The sequence below is a fragment of the Paraburkholderia phymatum STM815 genome, from assembly GCF_000020045.1.
GTDB classification, from domain to species: domain Bacteria; phylum Pseudomonadota; class Gammaproteobacteria; order Burkholderiales; family Burkholderiaceae; genus Paraburkholderia; species Paraburkholderia phymatum.
This window is the reverse complement of the sequence record NC_010622.1, coordinates 497,482-517,470: the sequence shown is the minus strand read 5'-3', so window position 1 is coordinate 517,470 and position 19,989 is coordinate 497,482. Positions and strand designations below refer to the sequence as shown.

The window sequence follows — 19,989 nt, the reverse complement described above, 5'->3', positions numbered from 1 at the left end:
CCTGATGCGTCGCGCGTTGGTTATCGCACCGAACTGGATCGGTGACGCATTGATGGCGCAGCCTTTGTTTGCACGCCTCGTGAAATTGCATCCGCGCATCGCGATCGATGCCGTCGCGCCCGCCTGGGTGGCGCCCGTGCTCGAACGGATGCCTGAAGTCCGCGATGTCTACGCCACCGATCTCGCGCACGGCAAGCTGCAGATGCTGCGTCGCTGGCAGCTCGCGAGCGACTTGCGTGATGTCGGCTACGACGCGGCCTACGTGCTGCCCAATTCGCTGAAGTCCGCGCTGATTCCGTGGATGGCGGGCATTCCGTTGCGCATCGGCTATACGGGCGAAAGCCGCTACGGTCTGTTGAACGTAAGGCACACGAATCCGCGCAAGGACGAGCGTCCGCCGATGGTCGGCCATTATGCAGCGCTCGCGTACGCGCCCGGCGCGAAAGTGCCCGACGATCTCGCGCCGCCCCGGCTGGACGCCGATCTGAACGAAGCGGCGCGCGTGTCGACGCGCTTCAACCTCGACACGCGCGTACCGCTGCTGGTCTTCTGCCCCGGCGCTGAGTACGGCCCGGCCAAACGCTGGCCGCCCGAGCACTTCGCGGCGCTCGCGCAGATGGTCGGCCAGTCGTTCCCGTACACGAAGATCATCGCGCTCGGCTCGCCGAAGGACGCACCCCTCGCCCAGGCCATCGCCGACCGCGCGCCGAACGTGCGCAATCTGTGCGGCCAGACGGCGTTGGGCGAGGCTTGCGCGCTGATCTCGCGGGCAAGCGCCGTGGTCACCAACGACTCCGGGCTGATGCACGTCGCGGCCGCGTTGCGCCGGCCGCTCGTCGCCGTGTATGGATCGACCGATCCACGCCACACGCCGCCCTTGTCGGACCTTGCAAAGGTACAATGGCTGCATCTCGAGTGCAGTCCGTGCTTCCAGCGCGAATGTCCGCTGGGTCATCTGAACTGCCTGCGGCAACTAAGCGCCGAACAGGTATTCGACGACCTGCGCGGCATGTTGCTCGCGCAACGCTGACTGTGCCGCATATCGAACGGTCCGCTGCGCGACCGGTCGAAGCTTCGCGCGGGCGCCGTCCCGCGTGCCTCGGCAGCGTCATGCTCGCGTCTTGCGGCGCGCGCATGCTGGAGGATGGCCTGCTGTACATCACTGACCCGCAACCGCGCGCGCAGCGCGCAAGAGACTGACGAGCCATGCCACGTTTTGCCCACATCTTCGAAGCCGCCGCGGACACCCTGAACGCTTATTACCAGGCGGTCGCGGAGGTCAACATCGACAGCTTGATGGGCTTGTGGATCGACGAAGAGTTCGTCAGTTGCATTTGTGCCGACGGTTCGCATCTGCATGGCCTCGACGCGATCCGCTCGGGCCTGACCATTCAGCTCGAAGCGCAGCCTGTGTCGATCGAGCCGCTCGACATCCGCGTTTACGATAGCCTGGGCACCGTGGTCTACGCGATTGCCGAAGCGCACCGGCCCGCCGACCCGGCCGCCGTGCCGTCGATGGTCTTCACCACCTACGTGATGGTTCACGAGCGTGGCGAATGGAAGATCGCGCATATCCACGCGAGTGCGATGCCGAACGAAACGGCCTCGCAGTTTGCTGCCAAAATGAGACATGGTCAGGGCGCGCTGCACTGAAGCGTCCCGCGAGACCTGCTTGCAAGAAGCACGGATAGCTCCCGCTCGGGGCTTCGCCTGAATACCGGTGTTGGCATGAGCACGATCCACGACAACAAAGCGGCTTCCAGACCGGCCCTCGATGCAACAGCGGCTGCGGTGGAGGCTGCTGTGGGCAGCACACCCGTCGAAGCGGCCATCGACATGATTTACCGCGCACCGCTCTGGCTCCCCAACTGCCACATCCAGACCATCGTTCCCGCGCTGTTCGGCCGCCGCCCCATTGTTACCTACCGGCGCGAGCGCTGGAATACGCCCGATGGCGACTTCATCGACCTCGACTGGCTCGCGCCCGATCCTCTCACGGGCTATCGTGCAGCGCCCGGTGCGCCCCTCTTCGTGCTGTTTCACGGACTGGAAGGCAGTTCGGACTCGCATTACGCGCGCACCTTGATGGCGGCCGCTTATACGCGAGGCTGGCACGGCGTCGTGCCGCACTTTCGCAGCTGCAGCGGGCCGATGAATCTGCTGCCGCGCTTCTATCACCTTGCCGACAGCAACGAAGTCGACTGGGTGCTGCGGCGTCTGCGCGGACTGCATACCGGGCCGATCGTGGCCGCGGGCGTATCGCTGGGCGGAAACGTGTTGCTGCGCTGGCTCGGCGAGCGTCGCGAGGACGCGTCGATCATCGCCGCGGCAGCCGCGATTTCCGCGCCGCTCGACGTTCATGCGGGCGGCCGCGCGCTGTCCCAGGGACTCGGTATGATCTACACGCGCAGCTTCCTGAAGACCCTCAAGCTGAAGGCGCAGCAAAAGCTCACGCAGTATCCCGGCCTGTTCGATCTGGACGATGTGCTTGCCAGCCGCACGATGCATGAATTCGACGACTTGGTAACGGCCCCGCTGCACGGCTTTCGCAATGCAGACGACTACTGGACCCGCGCGACGACACGGCCGCTGTTGCCCGCCATCACCGTGCCGACGCTCGTGCTCAATGCGCGCAACGACCCGTTCCTCCCCGGCGCGGTGCTGCCGTCGCGCAGCGAGGTATCATCGATGGTGGAACTCGATCAACCGGCGCACGGCGGGCACGTCGGCTTCATGACGGGGCCCTTCCCCGGCCGGATCGACTGGCTTTCGCGCCGCGTCTTCGGCTATCTCGACCCGTTTACGCAACATGGATGACATCGTCAAGCAGGCACTGGCCAAATGGCCGAACGTGCCGCATTGCACCGGCTGGCTGCTGCTCGACCGGCGCGGCAACTGGCGCATGCGCGACGAAGCCGCGCAGGCCGCGGGCACACCTGGCGAGCCGATCCGGCATACCGCCCTGCTTGGCTTCATCAACCGAAACTACGAGGCCGACGACGCCGGCCAATGGTTCTTTCAGAACGGGCCGCAGCGTGTGTATGTCGAACTCGGCTACACGCCGTTCGTCGTCCGGCTCGCCACGGATCACGCAAATGGCACGCTCGCGCTCACCGATCAGGCGAGCCTGGGTTTCGAACCGGCTGCTGTCTACCTCGACGATGAAGGCGGCATTCTGTTCACGGACCGCTCGACGCCCGCACGCGTCGCCGTCCTGCACGACCACGATCTCGATCTGTTCTCAGAACATGCGGACCTCGCCTCCGACGGGCAAAGCGGCGAATTTCGCTGGCGCGACGGCGTCGCGTTGAAACTCGAGTCTGTGCGCAAGTCCGAGGTCGAAAGGCGCTTCGGATTCGTCGCAAGTCCCGCTGCCCGCGCAGCCGGGGCATCCGCCGACCACTAACTGCTGTTCTTTTCGTCCTCGCGCTCTTCCTTGTAGCGCGCCTCGAACTCGTGCAGGCGCGCGTCGATGGTCGCCAGGTCGTAGTAGCCGACGGACTTGATGTCGCGCGCTTCCTTCAGTTGCCGGATTGCCGACGGCCACGCGCCTTCCAGCGCGAACTTTTCCGCCAGCGCACGATGCTGCGTCAGCGCGTCACCCGTGCCGACGCTCGCCTGCGCCAGGTAGCGCCACCACACGGGCTGCCGCGGATCGTCGCGCGTCTCGCGCAGCGCCTGCGCCTGCGCTTCGCCGAAACGGCGCGCGGTGAGGAGCGTCTGAAGACGCATGTCGATAACGGCGTGCGATTGCGGCCAGCGCTTTTGCGCGAGCTCAGCGAGGCGTACGGCCTCATCGTTGTGCCCTGAGCGCCGCGCCAGATCGACGGAGAGCACGTCGAGGCTCGGCGAACTGCGCACTGAATCGCCCCCGGCGCGCTCGTTCGCGTCGAACGCGGCGCGCGCATTGGCCAGCGACGCGGCCGCCTCGTCGTACCGGTCGATCAACATTTGCGCGTACGCGATGCCGTACCAGTTGCTCGCCACGTTGAGCGCCGTGCGGTCTTCGATTTCCGAGCGCATGCGCGAAATATCGTCGGCATACTCGCTGCGCGAGCGGTCCTGAAGCACGCGCGCCCGCGCGCGCACAAACGCATATTCCGACGATTGATGCGGCTGCCGGTACGGCGAGCGGCGCGCGCGATCGGCCATGTCGGCGATCCGCTCGCCTGTCAGCGGGTGCGTGCGCGCGTAGGCGGGCGCGCCTGCGTCACTCATCGACGCGCGATCGAGCCGCTCGAAGAACGCCACCATCCCGTACGGGTCGTAGCCCGCCGCCGCGAGCATCTGGAAGCCGACGCGGTCCGCCTCGTGCTCGGCCGCGCGCGAAAAGCGCAGCTGGTTGTCGACGGCATAAGCCTGCCCGCCGACGGCGATCGCGCTGCCCAGATCGCCGCTGTGCGCGAGCACACCCGCCAGCACGCCAAGCAGCATCCCGGCGAGCGCCGCGTAGCCGCTGTGTTCGCCCGCCGTAATCATCCGCGCGATGTGCCGTTGCAGCACGTGCCCCATTTCGTGCCCAACGACCGATGCGAGTTCGGACTCCGTCTGTGTCGCGACGATCAGCCCCGTGTCCACACCGATGAAGCCGCCCGGCAGCGAGAACGCGTTGATCTGCGGGTCGCGCATCGCGAACAGATCGAAGTCGGGACGATAGCCGCCGATGTACTGCGCGGTCGCCGCCGCGGCAAGCCTGCCGGCAATCGAGTTCAGATAGTCGCGTACGAGCCAGTCGTCGATGTAGTCGGGATCGCTGCGGACTTCGCGCATCACGCGCTCGCCGAGCTTGCGTTCGGCTTGCGGCGTCAGCGTGCCGCCCGAACCGTCGCCGAGATCGGGCAGCTGTTGGGTGGACATGGGCGCATGCAGGCTCGCGTTGCCGCCGGGATTGCCCGAAAACCGTGTCTGCGCGCCGCCGTAAAGGCCGAACACGCCCTGCGCGATGTCGGACGGCGCGGACGCTCCGCCGTACGTGTCGAGCGGCCCGGTGACGAGCGGCAGTTCCGACAGGTTCGACGGCTGCGCGATGGTCGCGGGCGGCACGGCGAGCGTGACGGACACCAATACAGCGAAAAACCGTTTCAGACGCATTGCGGGCAGAGGCGAAATCGAAAGCGGCGTAAGGTGCGGGAAGGAACGACCCTGTTGCGATTGTACCCAGTGCCGGCGATGCGTTGATGTGCGAAATACGCGTGGCTGCGCGGGCGGGAAGTTGTGAGTTATCGTGAACGGCCGGGCCGCGCGCCCGACTGGCGCTGCTATGATGAGCGCCCTCTGAAGGAGCGAACCATGCCTGAACTCACTCATTTTGACGCAGCCGGCCAGGCGCATATGGTGGACGTCGGCGGTAAGGCCGAAACGAAGCGCATCGCGGTCGCACGCGGCACGATCCGCATGCTGCCCGCCACGTTCGAGCTGATCCGCAAAGGTGAAGCGAAGAAAGGCGACGTGATCGGCATCGCGCGCATTGCGGCGATCCAGGGCGCGAAGCGCACGGCCGACCTGATTCCGCTGTGCCATCCGTTGGCGCTCACACGTGTCGCCGTCGATTTCGAACTCGACGAGACGGTGCCTGCCGTGCATTGCCGCGTGCAGGTGGAAACGCACGGGCGCACGGGCGTCGAGATGGAAGCGCTGACGGCCGTGCAGGTGGGGCTGTTGACCGTCTACGACATGTGCAAGGCCGTGGATCGGGGCATGACCATCACCGACGTGAAGGTGATGGAGAAGCACGGCGGGAAGTCGGGGGACTGGGTGGCGGAGTGAGGGTCCGCCGCGCGTCAGTGTCTTATGATCCTTGCATGAACGGCGCTCTTGCCGCGCCGCCTTCCTTCTGACGACGGGACGGGAAATCAATCCTCGTCGTCATCGTCCTCATCGCTCTTGTTGATGTCCTTGGGCGGCGTGCCGTACTTCTTCATGAGCTCCGCCTTGAACGCACCGAGCGTCTTCTGCTGGTCGCACAGATCATAGAGATACGACAACTGCGATGGCCAGTCGTGCAGTTCTTCCGCGAAGATCTTTAACCGGTCCACGGTATCGAACGCGCCATTCATGTCGCCGCTCAACGCCTGCAGCACGGCATAGCGGCGCAGCACCGTTTCGCCGGGCAGCAGCGCCATCGCCTGACGATGCATGGCCATCTTGTGTGGCAGATCTTGCGCGTTCATCGGCAGCAGCGTCGCCATCCCGTACTCGCCCCATGCGCCGAACAGGAACGACGGATCCGCGCGATACTGGTCGAACGGACGCGAGCCGTAGTACAGCACTTCGGAGCGCCCGTAATCGCGATAGACGGGATACAGCGCCGCCAGCCCGCCCAGCACGATCACGAGAAAGGCACCGAACGACAGACCGCCGGGAATCAACCGCAGTGGCTTCGTGTCGAGCAGGCCGATGACGAACATCGCCGGCAGCAGGAAGAACATGTACTGCTGCGGATATTCGACGAGCGCGTGCATGACGAGCACGCCGATCAGTGCGAGACCGAACACGCGCGCCGCCGTGTGCGGCGCGCGCACCACGCGCACGAACCACGCCCCGAGTCCCAGCAGCACGAGGCCCAGCCCGATCAGCCCCGTCTTCGCGAGCAGATCGATGAAGATATCGTGCGAGTTGTTGGCGATCTCCACGCCGCCCAGCGACTTCACCAGATCGAACTGATAGCGCGGAAATTCTCCCCAGCCGACGCCCAGCAGCGGATGCGTGCGGAACATCGTCCAGCCGTACTTCCATAGCGCGAGACGCGGCGCAATCTGGCTCGCGTCCTTCATGCGTTCCGCAGCGGACTGAGCGAGATCGAGGTGATAGTGCAGGTTCGCCCATCGGATCGCCGCATTCACCGCGAAGAACAGCACGGCCAGCACCAAGGGAATCAGCCACTGGCGATTGCTGCCGCGGCGCGACGGATGACGGCGCAACTCGGCGAATGCCATCCAGAAACCCGCGACGACGATCACGCCCATTTGCAGCCAGGGACCACGCGAGACCGTTAACGCCAAACCGCCCGAGAAAATCGCCGACACGAGCAGCCAGATGAACACGTTGATGCGGCGAGTCTGCACGAGGTACATCGCGCCCGCTGTCGCGAACGCGATATAGGTGGCGAGGTGATTGGCCTGCGCCATGTTGCCGAACGGCCTGCGCTCGGTCAGCACGCTGTACGCGACCACCAGCGGCGTCACCTTCACTTCGAGGTGGAACAACTGGATGGTCTGGCAGAAGACCGCAAAAAGCCCGCCGACGACCAGCGCAAAGGCCGCCGCTGTGAACACGGTTTCGGTCAGATCAGCCCGGCTGAAGCCGAAACCGGCGTGCGTCGCCATGAACGCAGCGAGCAGGAAACCGGCGCCCAGCCAGTTCATCGACGGCTGCGCCACGGGCAGCACGATCGACTGTGCGATCAGCACAAGCCCGAAGCCCAGCGGCACGAGCGCGACGACGGGCGACGCGAATGCCACGCGCGGCCGGGCGGTCGACACGAGCAACGCCACACCCGCGCCCAGCAGCAGATAGAGCGCTAGCGCGGTGAACTCGGCGTAGAAGGTCGGAATCGGGTACGTGTGATTGACGACTGCATAAGGCAGGATCAACGCACAAGCCAATATGAACAGTGAAAGATAGCGTGCAAAGGGGGTGGGCATGAGTAACCGGGGACGTCAGGTAGGGTAGCCCCCCTTCCTTGCGGAAGAGGGGCCCCCTAAGAACCGTACGTGCGAGTTTCCCCGCATACGGCTCAAGCCTACATATTTCTTATACGAAGCCCCGTTAGTGCTGCAACGGGGCCGGCTTAGCTACGACAAGTTTACCAACGTGCACTTGCCGGTGGCAGTCCGGGTGAAGCAATACCCTGTTCGATAGAGCGTCTGAACCGCCATACATCCGATACTCCAGATGATGGTCGTGCCAGCCCGTCTCGTCCGTCAGGGCACAGCCACAGTGTGCACACTGCCCACTCTGTAACATGTACAGCGAAGCCCACTGCTTTCGATAGCGCATCGAATCCCACATACGCTCCTGCCGCAGATGCTCGCCGTATTGCTCCCACACGAGATCAAAGGGATTGAATTCCCCTTTGACCTTCTTGTGGCGCCTGATTTCCGTACCGCTGATTTGGTACAACTCAAGCAGACCCTTACTACCGTCCTCGCGAATGACAGGAGCAGCGAACACCCAATGCCGATTACCAACGGAGTGAAAGTACTTCCGCCTCACCCAGTCGGCGTTCTTGTTCGGATGCCGCCGCTTGGACCACCGCCAGAGCCGCTGAAACACCAACGACTCCATGCGGCTGTACGCCTGCTTGGCCACTACAGGGCAGTGATACTGCGCCCAGCCCCGTAGTATCGGATTGAGCAGGCGAATTAACTCCTCCTGCTTGACCGCCTTATGACCGCTGATCGTATCCGCCACCTTGCGATAGAACGTCTGCACGTTCTTCTTGCTTGGCTTGATGAGTAGCGTTCCCGAGTACTTCCGGAAGTTCCACCCAAGGAAATCAAAGCCTTCGTCAATATGAACGATCCGGGTCTTCTCCTCCGATAGTTGCAATCCCCGCACTTCGAGGAAGGCTTCTACCCAAGGCCTGACTTCGCGTTCCAGCATCTCTTTCGAGTCGCCGGTAATGACGAAGTCGTCCGCGTATCGCACCACGTTCACTTTCAGCTTCTTCGCCTTCCCGATTCCAAATTTCGCAGTGAGCTGCGCAATCAGTTCACGTTCCAGCCCGTTCAACGTCACGTTTGCCAGCGTCGGAGAAATGATGCCTCCCTGCGGCGTACCGGCCATCGTCGCCTGTAACTGCCCTTTGTAAATCAGGCCAGCTTTCAACCATTTGCGGAGGATCACCCTGTCCATCGGGACATTGCTTTCCAACCACTTGTGGTTGATGTGGTCAAAGCATCCTTTGATGTCCGCTTCAAGTACCCATCGCGCTGATCTGCGACGGGCCATGACAACGAAAATCTGAGACATGGCATCAGCCGTCGAACGGTTAAGCCTGAACCCATAAGAGTTCGGGTCACTCGTCGACTCTGCTACCGGCTCCAAGGCCAGCAGATACAGGGCTTGCATCGCCCTATCCCGCATGGTCGGAATGCCCAGAGGGCGCTCCTTCCCGTTCGCCTTGGGGATAAAGACCCTCCGTAATGGCAGAGCCTTATATCCGTGCCGCTTCAACCTGCCGACGGCTTCCCATCGGCTCTCAGGCGAATCCCATAGCTCGCGATCGACTCCAGCCGTTCGCGCACCCTGGTTCTGCGTAACACGTCGCACCGCATACAGCTTTGCGGACAACGTGCGGGTCAGCATCCGCTGCAGGGCTTTCACCCTGCGCCAGTCACCTTCCCGCGTCGCCTTCGCAATTCGAATCTGCATCCCTCGCACGTTCCGTTCGACCCGACGCCAATCTACGGCGTACCAGTTGTCAGGCGCGTGGGAAAGCGCAGATCCGGTCTTTCGACCAGATACTTTCATGCTGCTCTCCTACCTTGGATTAGATCCCCGGCAGAAGGCGCATCTCCCCCAGCGGGGAAGACACACCCCGCTGGGGAACAACAGAAACCTCAATATGAGCGCATGCACTCATATCTCGGACAAAAACCACAGTACGGGCGCATGCGCCCGCATCTAACCAAGTAACAGAGGGTAGTCAGCCGTCTTGCGACGGTAGACCAGACGGAAGTCTGCCCGCTTTCGCGTGGAGTGATGTTCCAACCCCTATCCGGACCATTACAGCCCGACCTTCGCTTTTTCCGTCCTCCCATACCTGCACAATCAACAGCGTCCCTTGCGGTTCGCCTGCCAGCCTGACCGCGCTGGCAACCATACAGGCTTACCACGTTCCCGGCATGTCACACGACTGACGTAGGTTCTGCCTCTTCCCCGGTGGCTGAGTGACGACGTAATCCGACGGTTGAGCGGATTAACCAGCCACGTACCTTTTGGTTAGAGCCCAATGTTCAAGCAGCTTTGGCTCCTCAGTGCTTACGAGGTTTATCAGCAGTTCACTTACGTTAACCTTATCAGCCAGCCTAGCTCCTCAACCCCCTTGCTGCTGGGAGTCTCCAGACCGTCCCTCACGGAACCAATCTGCCCGAAACGTCCGGGGGCTACATTGTCAGAAGAGCTTCACACCCCACCGTTGCCAGTGACGCATGTCTTCCTAGGCTACTGCTGGTCGTACAGCAGGTTCACTTCCTCGCCCAGACATCAGGCGAGGCAAAACAATGACACACCGAGCTTTCGCTCGTATCGTCTAGCGACTCCGTTGCCTACTGGCGCAGGAATTGCACACATCACCCCGCCCTGTCGGCGGGAGTGAAGCCGCTGACTGGGCGGGACCTGACGGTAATCAGGTCAATGCAATGCGGTATCCGGCCAACTGCACCGGGTCCCGCATTCACTAAAAAGCGTGCTCACAAGGAGCACGTCTACTGCTTCAATTGCGGCCCACAAGGGGGCCGCCTGCGGAGGGCATGGTGATCCGGCCAAGACCGTTTCAATAACCCTCTAGTCGATGCCCCGTAACGTAGGGCATACGGACACGAGCGTGCGTGTCGCACCAACCGGCGCACTATACAAAAAAATCCTTACGCTGTGCGCCGGGTCGACGGAAATAAGCCGGAATCCGTCCGCAGCACGGAAACTTTTGCCGCGGCCATCGATGTCCGGCCGCTTTATACCGGGCTCACGTCACCGAACGTCGCCCCCCAATCAGCTGCGACACTCCGGCGGCGCTAGATTTCCCGCCAGCGTGGGCGCGTCGACGGGCAGCGGCCCCGATCCCGGCGCCGGCAACGACGACGCTGCCTTGCCGCCCGCGAAGCATTCCCACGTGATGGTTCCCTTCTGCACGGAACCTTTCGCCAGTGCGACGCGGGCAGTCGGCGTGTCGGCATTGTCAGGCGCGGACGGCACGAACACGATCGTATTCGAGCCTTCGTCCGCCACGCGCGCGGTGAACGCGACGGTAATCTGGCCCGTGTCGTCGTCGATATGGATCGACTGAACGTTGCGCGTGGCGGGCGGCGATGCGTAGCCACTGCCGAAGGCATTGCCACTGCCCGCGTTCTCGCCCACCGTCAGTTGCGCGGCGGCCGCGAGCGACATCCCCTCGCCGACGCGGCTGCGCGCCAGATAGTCCTGATAGGCCGGAATCGCATATGCGGCGATCACGCCGACAATGGCCAGCACAATCATCAGTTCGATCAGCGTAAAGCCCCACAGACGCCTGATACGCGCGAGCGCGGCAGGCCAGACGCGCGGCGCACGGATGCCCGGGCGATGAGCATAAAGCGTGGACAACGAAGCAACGGCAACGGTAGCGATCATCAGCAGACTCCTCGAAACGAAAGCGCCTGCCCCGGGAATCAGGACAGGCGCTTCGATCGTAGCGAGCGGCAGTTGGCGCCGGCAGTCAGCCAGATGGCTAGCCGAATGGCGAATGGCGTGCGGGCCAAGGTGCCCGTACAGTGGATGTGCTCAATGCGAGTCGCCGGCGACGCGCGCGGCGTTGCGCCGCTTCAGCGCGTAGCCGACGATCACGACGAACAGCGCGCAAACGATGCTCATGCCGTATTCGGCCACGGGCGTGTCGAGGATCGGCCAACGGTCGCCCGCTGGATCGTTAATGATCAGGCCGCCCGCGATCCATCCGAGCAACGCTCCGCCGAACGTGACGATGGCGGGGAAGCGGTCCAGCAGCTTGAGCACCAGCTGGCTGCCCCAGACGATCAACGGGATGCTCACGATCAGCCCGAACACGACGAGCGCGATGCGGTGATGCGGCTCGGCGGACTCGGCGGCGCCGGCGATTGCGATTACGTTGTCGAGGCTCATCACGGCGTCGGCCACGATGATCGTCTTGATCGCGGTGACCAGCTTGTCGGCGGGCTTGACGTTCGCGTGCGCGTCCGGCGCAGGCGCGAGCAGACGCACGCCGATCCAGATGAGCAACAGGCCGCCCGCGAACTTGAGCAACGGCACATCGAGCAATGCGACGGCAAACGCAATCAGCGCCACGCGCAGCGCGATCGCGCCGAGCGTGCCCCACAGCACGCCCTTCGTGCGCTGCGCAGGCGGCAGGTTGCGGCAGGCGAGCGCGATCACGACGGCGTTGTCGCCACCCAGCAGGATGTCGATGACGATGATCTGGAAGACGGCGCCCCAATGAAGCGTGGTGAGGAATTCGAGCATGGAAAGCAGGATAGAAGGTGGCGAAAGCGAACGGCAACAAAAAAGCGAGGCAGCAATTGCTCGCTCCCTCGCTTGTCGCTGCGTCTTACGAAAGGCCTTCGCAAGAGTATCAAAAAACGCCGGCGTCGACCGGCGTTTCTTGAGCTTATCGCAACCCTTCTTACAGCACCGACTTCAGCAGTCGGGCCATTTCGGACGGGTTCTTCGTGACTTTGATGCCGCACGCGTCCATGATTTCCAGCTTCGCGTCGGCCGTATCCGCACCGCCCGAGATCAGCGCGCCGGCGTGGCCCATGCGCTTGCCCGGAGGCGCCGTGACGCCCGCGATGAAGCCGACCACCGGCTTCTTCATGTTGTCCTTGATCCAGTACGCAGCGTTCGCTTCGTCCGGACCGCCGATTTCGCCGATCATGATGACGGCGTCCGTATCCGGATCGTCGTTGAACATCTTCATCACGTCGATGTGTTTCAGACCGTTGATCGGATCGCCGCCGATACCGACTGCCGACGACTGGCCGAGGCCCAGTGCCGTCAGCTGGCCGACTGCTTCATACGTCAGCGTGCCCGAACGCGACACGACGCCGATGCGGCCCTTGCGGTGGATGTGGCCCGGCATGATGCCGATCTTCAGTTCGTCCGGCGTGATCGTGCCCGGGCAGTTCGGTCCAAGCAGCAGCGTCTTGCGGCCCTCGCGGCGCATACGGTCCTTCACTTCGATCATGTCGCGCACGGGGATGCCTTCCGTGATGCAGATCGCGAGATCGAGGTCGGCTTCGACGGCTTCCCAGATCGCAGCAGCGGCGCCTGCGGGCGGCACGTAGATGACCGAAACGGTTGCGCCCGTTTCCGCCTTCGCTTCCTTGACGCTCGCGTAGATAGGAATGCCTTCGAAGTCTTCGCCGGCTTTCTTGGGGTTCACGCCTGCGACGAATGCTTCGCGGCCGTTTGCGTATTCACGGCATGCGCGCGTGTGGAACTGACCGGTCTTGCCGGTGATGCCCTGCGTGATGACCTTGGTGTCTTTGTTGATCAGAATCGACATGTATTGACCTCTGTTCGTTTGGTGGCGCGCTCAACGCGTCTCGCGCGGCAAATAGCCTTTGCCCGCGACGCTCGCGCGCCGCCATTCGTAATCCGGTGATATGCGCCGGGGCGATCAGGCCTTGCCTGCGGCGGCCGCGACGACCTTCTGCGCAGCTTCTTCCATGCTGTCCGCCGAGATGATCGGCAGGCCGGAGTCAGCCAGCATCTTCTTGCCGAGGTCTTCGTTCGTGCCCTTCATGCGCACGACGAGCGGCACTTGCAGATCGACCGCCTTCGAAGCCGCGATCACGCCTTCCGCGATCACGTCGCAACGCATGATGCCGCCGAAGATGTTCACGAGAATCGCCGTCAGGTTCGGGTTCTTCAGCATCAGCTTGAATGCTTCAGTGACCTTTTCGGTCGTGGCGCCGCCGCCGACGTCCAGGAAGTTCGCCGGCTCGCCGCCGAACAGCTTGATCGTGTCCATCGTCGCCATCGCCAGGCCGGCGCCGTTCACCAGACAGCCGATGTTGCCGTCGAGCGAGATGTACGCGAGGTCAAATTTCGATGCTTCGACTTCAGCCGGATCTTCTTCGTCCAGGTCGCGGTACGCGACGATTTCCGGATGACGGAACAGAGCGTTCGAATCGAAGTTGAACTTGGCGTCCAGTGCGATCACCTTGCCGTCGCCCGTCAGGATCAACGGGTTGATTTCGGCCAGCGATGCGTCCGTTTCCCACGTCGCCTTGTACAGGCCCTGCAGGATCGTGCGTGCTTGCGGGATCGAAGCGTCGGGCACGCCGATCTTCTTCGCCAGATCGTCGGCTTCCGCGTCCAGCAGACCCTTCGACGGATCGACGGCGACCTTGTGGATCGCTTCCGGCGTCTTGGCGGCGACTTCTTCGATGTCCATACCGCCTTCGCTCGAAGCCATCACGACGACCTTTTGCGACACGCGATCGATCACGAGACCGACATACAGTTCCTTCTTGATGTCAGCGCCTTCTTCGATCAGCAGACGATTCACCTTCTGGCCTTCCGGGCCAGTCTGGTGCGTGACGAGCTGCATGCCGAGGATCTGGTTCGCGTATTCGCGGACCTGTTCCAGCGACTTCGCAACCTTCACGCCGCCACCCTTGCCACGGCCACCCGCGTGGATCTGAGCCTTGACGACCCACACCGGGCCGCCGAGCTCTTCAGCGGCCTTGACCGCATCATCCACCGAGAAGACCGGCTTGCCGCGCGGTACCGCGACTCCGAATTTCCGCAGGATTTCCTTACCCTGGTACTCGTGAATCTTCATGCGTGATTCCCTTCAGTCTGAGAGTTGGATTGAACTTCGCTTCCGGCTGGACCGCTCACTCGGGACGCGCCGTCTTCACGGTCTGTCCGTCGGCTGCGGCATCCGCGCGATCCGCTGAACGCGGCGCGTGCCCGTACCAGCGCGGATAAAACTGTCGCACCGCCTCGCCATCGAACCGCAGCGCATGGCAGCGGCCCAGCTGGAATGGCGGCTTGTCGTTTGATTGCTCGCTTGCCTGTTCGCCTGCTTGCGCGCACGAAGCGTTGTCTTTGGCGTCTTGTCCGTTGCTGCCCTGCGTGCCCTCACCTGCAGCGTTTGCAGATCCATTGGGCTCTCCGCTTCCCGGCCTGCCTTTGTCCGTGTTCCAGACGTCGCCAGCGAACGCCTGAATGGCGGCAGTTGGCAGGATTGCGCACAACTCGGTGAGATGCGTGCAACCAGCCGTGCCGGCCAGCAAACGGGCAGCATCGCGACGAAAGTTCTGGAAAAGATTGAGCCCGATGAGGACGCGATAGGCGGGATTCGAGGCTTCGCACAGACCGGGATACGGAACCCAGTCCGACGACGCTTCAGCGTCGACGACGTTGAGCTTGCGATCGATCGTGATGCGGAGCCAGAGTTCATGGATCGGCAGGCCGTTCGGCCGGACACCCGACGCAAGCTTCACGTCACGTGGCTTTTCGTCGGTGAGGCATGCCTCGATATCCCACAGGCCATCTTCACGCTCGTATGCGTCCGCTTGGATTGCGCGGCGATGGCGCAACTGTCGGGACACTGGCGGAGAAAGCGGCATGCGGGACCAAAGGCCGGATTTAAGAACCGTCGAATTTTAGCATACTGCGTTTTTAAGACTGCCCGAAGCTCGCAGGCGCTTGCTGGAGCAGGCTTCCGCATCTGGAGCGCGACATTTAAGCGCAGCTTTTCTTGCGGAGCACCAATGGTCCCGCTCATGTGCCCGACAGGCTATTCCGACGCGAAATCTTCGTCGATGCCCTTGAGAATCTTGCCGATGATTCCCTGCGAGAAGCCGCGCGTCGCAAGGAAGCGGGCCTGCTTTGCGCGCTCATTGGGCGTCTCGGGTAAGGAGCCGAATTTCTTTCGCCATACGGCCTGAGCGCGCGCCAGTTCGGTTTCGCGCAATTGCGCACTGACTTCTTCGACGAGTTCCTGGCCCACGGCATGCCGCTTCAGTTCATTGACGATACGTCCGGCCCCCATGCGCGACGCACGGCGGTGAAGCAGACTTTCGGCGAACCGGGAGTTCGATAGCCAGCCTTCGTTTTCGAGCGAATCCAGCAATGCGTCAATTGAGTCGCCCTCTTCCGCATAGGGCGCGAGCTTGCGCGACAATTCCGCACGACTGTACTCGCGGCGCGAAAGATAGCCGAGTGCGCGACCTTTGAGCGAACGGGCGGGACGTTGTGAAGCGCGCTTTTTATCCGCGGTATCGTCGGATCTGGTCTCGCCGTCCGCGCGACGCGAGCGGGTATAGGTTGCCTCGCCGTTGTCGACGCGATCGTCATTTGAAGAACGGCCGCGAGAAGACGGGCCGACGCCTGCGGCTCGGTCATGCGCATCGAAGGTCTCGAACGGATCGAAGTCTTCGGTTAACGAGCCGAAAGAGGGTGATGCTGGGGAAGCCGAAATGCTCGAAGAACGTGACGACGACTCAATTGCATCGTCGTCACGCGGACCGCCCGTCTTGCGTCCTGCGCCCGCATTCGGGGAGGCGGAGCGGCCCTTGCGTATCACGCGACGATTACTCCGCTTCGCCTACTTCCTCGTCCGCATCGACGACGGCATTCGCCGGCATCGCATTCACGCCAAGCGATTCGCGAATACGGTTTTCGATTTCACGTGCGATGTCGGCGTTTTCACGCAGGAATTCACGCGCGTTGTCCTTGCCCTGACCGATACGTTCGCCGTTGTAGCTGTACCAGGCGCCCGCCTTGTCGACAATCTTCGCCTGCACGCCGAGATCGATGATTTCGCCCTGACGCGAGATGCCTTCGCCGTACAGGATGTCGAAGATCGCCTCGCGGAACGGCGGCGACACCTTGTTCTTCACGACCTTTACGCGCGTTTCGTTGCCGATGACTTCGTCGTTCTTCTTGATCGAACCGATACGACGAATGTCCAGACGCACCGATGCGTAGAACTTCAGCGCGTTACCACCCGTGGTGGTTTCCGGGTTGCCGAACATCACGCCGATCTTCATGCGGATCTGGTTGATGAAGATCACGAGGCAGTTCGTGCGCTTGATCGTACCCGTCAGCTTGCGCAGCGCCTGCGACATCAGACGAGCCTGCAGGCCCGGCAGCGAGTCGCCCATTTCGCCTTCGATTTCGGCCTTCGGCACGAGCGCCGCAACCGAGTCGATCACGATCATGTCGATCGAACCCGAACGCACGAGTGCGTCCGCGATTTCGAGCGCCTGTTCGCCCGTGTCCGGCTGCGAGACCAGCAGATCGCTGACGTTCACGCCGAGCTTTTGCGCGTATTGAATGTCGAGCGCGTGTTCCGCGTCGATAAACGCTGCCGTGCCGCCGAGCTTTTGCATTTCGGCGACGACCTGCAGCGTCAGCGTGGTCTTACCCGACGATTCCGGGCCATAAATTTCCACCACACGGCCACGCGGCAAACCGCCGACGCCCAGCGCGATGTCGAGGCCCAGCGATCCCGTGGAAACCACCTGGATATCTTCGACTGCCTCACCCTGGCCGAGCCGCATGACCGACCCTTTGCCGAACTGCTTTTCGATCTGCGCAAGCGCGGCAGCAAGTGCCTTGCTCTTTTCTGCAGTCAGTCCAGCCGAGCCTTTCTTGCTTTCTTCCATGAATCGTCCTTTGCTATGATGAACGGCGTCTGAGGCAGGTGTGATGGCCGTTGTGAGCGCGTTTTGAACGCGACTCGAACAACCAGCACGCTAAACCCAGACACTGTATAAAAAAACAGTAGTTTTGGCAAGCACGTTTCGCATGCGGATGTCCACATGCGCAAACGGACAACACCCAACTACCCACAAATTTTTCGGAGACGCTGTGCGCCGGAGCGCCCCGGTGCCGGCCGGGCAGGGCGCATCATGCGAATTCTCATTGCCGAAGACGACAGCATACTCGCGGACGGTCTCGTTCGATCACTCCGCCAATCGGCATACGCGGTCGACCACGTGAAGACGGGCGCGGAAGCCGATACCGCACTGTCGATGCAGACTTTCGACCTCCTCATTCTGGATCTCGGCCTGCCGAAAATGTCAGGTCTCGAAGTGCTGCGGCGGCTGCGCGCACGCAATTCGAATCTGCCCGTGCTTATCCTCACTGCGGCGGATAGCGTCGACGAGCGCGTCAAGGGTCTCGATCTGGGTGCCGACGACTACATGGCCAAGCCCTTTGCGCTCAATGAACTCGAAGCGCGCGTGCGCGCGCTCACCCGGCGCGGTGCGGGCGGCGGCCCAACAGTGGTCAAGCATGGCTCGCTGTCCTTCGATCAGGTCGGTCGAATTGCCTATGCCAACGATCAGGTTATCGATCTGTCGGCGCGTGAGCTAGGATTGCTCGAAGTCCTGTTGCAGCGGATCGGGCGGCTGGTGTCGAAGGAGCAGCTCGTCGACCATCTCTGCGAATGGGGCGAAGAGGTCAGCAACAACGCGATCGAAGTCTACGTGCACCGGCTGCGCAAGAAGATCGAGCCGAGCGGAGTGCGCATCATCACGGTGCGCGGGCTGGGTTACTGTCTCGAGAAGGCCGCGCCAGCGCAAAACGCCGCTCAGGCGGCGCCGCAGACAACGGGGGCCGAGCCTTCCGACCCGTCCGCTGCCATGCCCGCAAGCCACCACTTCAAGTAAGGCGCTCCATGTCCGTCAGCGCACCACGCGCCACGGCGCACGCGGCGGATCTCGACGAAGTCCGCGACGCGCGCTACGCGAATCCGTTTGCACCGCCCGACGAAACCGAGGCGCAGGCGGAGACGCGTCCTCGTTCGCTGTTCGGTGAAATCCTCGACTGGATGCTCGCGCCGCTGTTGCTGCTGTGGCCGATGAGCCTCGCCGTCACATATCTGGTCGCGAAGTCGATCGCCAACGGACCGTTCGACCGCGCGCTGGAAACCGACGCCTATGTGCTCGCGCGGCAGATTCAGCCTGTAAATGGCGTCGCCGAACTGACGCTGCCGGAGTCGACCCGCGATTTTCTCCGCGCCGACAATATCGACAGCGTGTTCTATCAGGTGCTGGGCGCACGCGGCGAACTGGTCGCGGGCGATCGGGACATGCCCCTGCCGCGGGAGGACGACCGGCCGCAGCCGGGCATCGTCGAATTCCGCGACGACATGCTGCGCGGCAATGACATCCGCGTTGCCTATACCACCGTCGAATTTCCGCAGACGCCGGGCGCCCAGCCCGTGCTCGTCCAGGTAGCCGAGACGCTCGACAAGCGCAGTGCGCTCGCCAACGACATCATCAAGGGCGTAATCCTGCCGCAGTTCGTGATCCTGCCGCTCGCGATCCTGCTGGTCTGGTTCGGTCTGTCGCGCGGTCTCGCTCCGCTGCACGCGCTGCAGGCGCATATCCGCGCCCGCCGTCCCGACGACCTGTCCCCGCTCGAAGCCCGCCGCGCGCCGCCCGAAATCGAACCGCTCGTCACATCCTTCAACGACCTGCTGACGCGCCTCGAACAGAACATGGAACTGCAAAAGCGCTTCATCGCCGATGCCGCACATCAGATGAAAACGCCGCTTGCCGGCTTGCGCACGCAGGCCGAACTGGCGCTGAGACAGGACGCATCGGCGGAAGTACATCGTTCGCTCGAGCAGATCGCGACGAGTTCGGAGCACGCGGCCCGCCTCGTCACGCAACTGCTCGCGCTCGCACGCGCGGAAAACCGCATGACCGGGCAGATCTTCACGCCCGTCGAGATGGGCGAGGTGGCGCGCAGCGCGGTACGCGACTGGGTCCAGGCTGCACTCGCGAAGCAGATGGATCTCGGTTACGAGGGGCCGGAAACGTCCCAAGAATCCGTCGAAGTAGAAGGCAATGCTGTCATGCTGCGCGAAATGCTGTCCAACCTGATCGACAACGCGATCCGCTATACGCCCGTGGGCGGACGGATCACGGTGCGGGTGCGGCGCGACGTGGCGGCGCGCCTCGTCCATGTGGAAGTCGAGGACACGGGGATGGGCATTCCGGCCGCCGAACGCGAGCGCGTCGTCGAGCGCTTCTACCGGATTCTCGGGCGCGAAGGCGACGGCAGCGGACTCGGCCTCGCAATCGTCCGTGAAATCGCGACGATGCACGGCGGCACGCTCACCATCGAGGACAACGTCTATCAGGCGTCGCCGCGCCTCGCCGGCACACTTGTCCGTGTCAGCTTGCGGACGATCGATCGTGCACGGGACTTACCCTAACCCGTCAGTTTCGAGCGCCTTGGCCAGCAATAGAATATGCGCAATTTCGAGAAAATAGAGCGAAGAAG

17 protein-coding genes are annotated in these 19,989 nt (G+C 62.9%); 7 read left to right on the top strand and 10 right to left on the bottom strand.

All coding sequences use genetic code 11. The annotated features are described in order from the left end of the window. Window positions 1-4 precede the first annotated feature (4 nt). From waaF to BPHY_RS02265, 4 genes are all read left to right on the top strand, one after another. A complete protein-coding gene (gene waaF / locus BPHY_RS02280) occupies window positions 5-1,030 on the top strand; it encodes a lipopolysaccharide heptosyltransferase II (RefSeq protein ID WP_012399872.1) in 1,026 nt (341 codons plus the stop codon). Window positions 1,031-1,206: 176 nt separating this feature from the next. Further along, complete coding sequence (locus BPHY_RS02275) at window positions 1,207-1,653, top strand: nuclear transport factor 2 family protein (RefSeq protein ID WP_012399871.1); 447 nt, start codon at window positions 1,207-1,209, stop codon at window positions 1,651-1,653. 75 nt (window positions 1,654-1,728) lie between these two features. Continuing rightward, window positions 1,729-2,817, top strand: coding sequence for a hydrolase (locus BPHY_RS02270; RefSeq protein WP_083775835.1), 1,089 nt, complete (start codon window positions 1,729-1,731; stop codon window positions 2,815-2,817). Then, window positions 2,810-3,406, top strand: a complete 597-nt coding sequence (locus BPHY_RS02265; RefSeq protein ID WP_012399869.1) for a DUF2946 family protein — start codon at window positions 2,810-2,812, stop codon at window positions 3,404-3,406. Before BPHY_RS02270 ends, BPHY_RS02265 begins: the two co-directional genes overlap by 8 nt. Here BPHY_RS02265 and BPHY_RS02260 read toward each other — a convergent pair. Then, a complete protein-coding gene (locus tag BPHY_RS02260; RefSeq protein WP_012399868.1) occupies window positions 3,403-5,091 on the bottom strand; it encodes a M48 family metalloprotease in 1,689 nt (562 codons plus the stop codon). The genes BPHY_RS02265 and BPHY_RS02260 overlap by 4 nt on opposite strands. A 198-nt stretch (window positions 5,092-5,289) precedes the next feature. On the opposite strand from BPHY_RS02260, the gene moaC reads away from it, so the two are divergent. Continuing rightward, entirely contained in the window at window positions 5,290-5,766 is a 477-nt protein-coding gene (gene moaC / locus BPHY_RS02255; protein ID WP_012399867.1) for a cyclic pyranopterin monophosphate synthase MoaC, read from the top strand. Window positions 5,767-5,852: 86 nt separating this feature from the next. Here moaC and BPHY_RS02250 read toward each other — a convergent pair whose 3' ends face one another. The 9 genes from BPHY_RS02250 to recA form a co-directional block, all read right to left on the bottom strand. Further along, the gene (locus tag BPHY_RS02250) at window positions 5,853-7,643 is read right to left on the bottom strand and encodes a PglL family O-oligosaccharyltransferase (protein WP_012399866.1); all 1,791 of its coding nucleotides are present in this window, start codon (window positions 7,641-7,643) and stop codon (window positions 5,853-5,855) included. A gap of 124 nt (window positions 7,644-7,767) precedes the next feature. Then, a complete protein-coding gene (gene ltrA, locus BPHY_RS02245; protein WP_012399865.1) occupies window positions 7,768-9,474 on the bottom strand; it encodes a group II intron reverse transcriptase/maturase in 1,707 nt (568 codons plus the stop codon). A 1,239-nt stretch (window positions 9,475-10,713) separates the two neighbouring features. Continuing rightward, a complete protein-coding gene (locus BPHY_RS02240) occupies window positions 10,714-11,331 on the bottom strand; it encodes a pilin (RefSeq protein WP_012399864.1) in 618 nt (205 codons plus the stop codon). Between the two features lie 150 nt (window positions 11,332-11,481). Beyond that, a complete protein-coding gene (locus BPHY_RS02235) occupies window positions 11,482-12,195 on the bottom strand; it encodes a TerC family protein (protein ID WP_012399863.1) in 714 nt (237 codons plus the stop codon). 160 nt (window positions 12,196-12,355) lie between these two features. Further along, on the bottom strand, window positions 12,356-13,237 hold the full coding sequence (gene sucD, locus BPHY_RS02230) for a succinate--CoA ligase subunit alpha (protein ID WP_012399862.1): 882 nt from the start codon (window positions 13,235-13,237) through the stop codon (window positions 12,356-12,358). Between the two features lie 114 nt (window positions 13,238-13,351). After that, window positions 13,352-14,521 carry an ADP-forming succinate--CoA ligase subunit beta gene (gene sucC, locus BPHY_RS02225; protein WP_012399861.1) on the bottom strand — a complete coding sequence of 390 codons (1,170 nt, stop codon included), beginning with the start codon at window positions 14,519-14,521 and terminating at the stop codon, window positions 13,352-13,354. A gap of 55 nt (window positions 14,522-14,576) precedes the next feature. After that, window positions 14,577-15,314: a DUF2889 domain-containing protein gene (locus BPHY_RS02220; protein WP_012399860.1), complete on the bottom strand. Its 738-nt coding sequence runs from the start codon at window positions 15,312-15,314 to the stop codon at window positions 14,577-14,579. A gap of 170 nt (window positions 15,315-15,484) precedes the next feature. Further along, window positions 15,485-16,273 (bottom strand): recombination regulator RecX, encoded by a 789-nt coding sequence (gene recX / locus BPHY_RS02215; protein WP_012399859.1) that lies wholly within the window; start codon window positions 16,271-16,273, stop codon window positions 15,485-15,487. 7 nt (window positions 16,274-16,280) lie between these two features. Beyond that, entirely contained in the window at window positions 16,281-17,357 is a 1,077-nt protein-coding gene (gene recA, locus BPHY_RS02210; RefSeq protein WP_012399858.1) for a recombinase RecA, read from the bottom strand. Between the two features lie 246 nt (window positions 17,358-17,603). On the opposite strand from recA, the gene BPHY_RS02205 reads away from it, so the two are divergent. After that, window positions 17,604-18,365 carry a response regulator transcription factor gene (locus BPHY_RS02205; RefSeq protein WP_012399857.1) on the top strand — a complete coding sequence of 254 codons (762 nt, stop codon included), beginning with the start codon at window positions 17,604-17,606 and terminating at the stop codon, window positions 18,363-18,365. A gap of 8 nt (window positions 18,366-18,373) precedes the next feature. Continuing rightward, window positions 18,374-19,921 (top strand): sensor histidine kinase, encoded by a 1,548-nt coding sequence (locus tag BPHY_RS02200; RefSeq protein ID WP_012399856.1) that lies wholly within the window; start codon window positions 18,374-18,376, stop codon window positions 19,919-19,921. Window positions 19,922-19,989 lie beyond the last annotated feature (68 nt).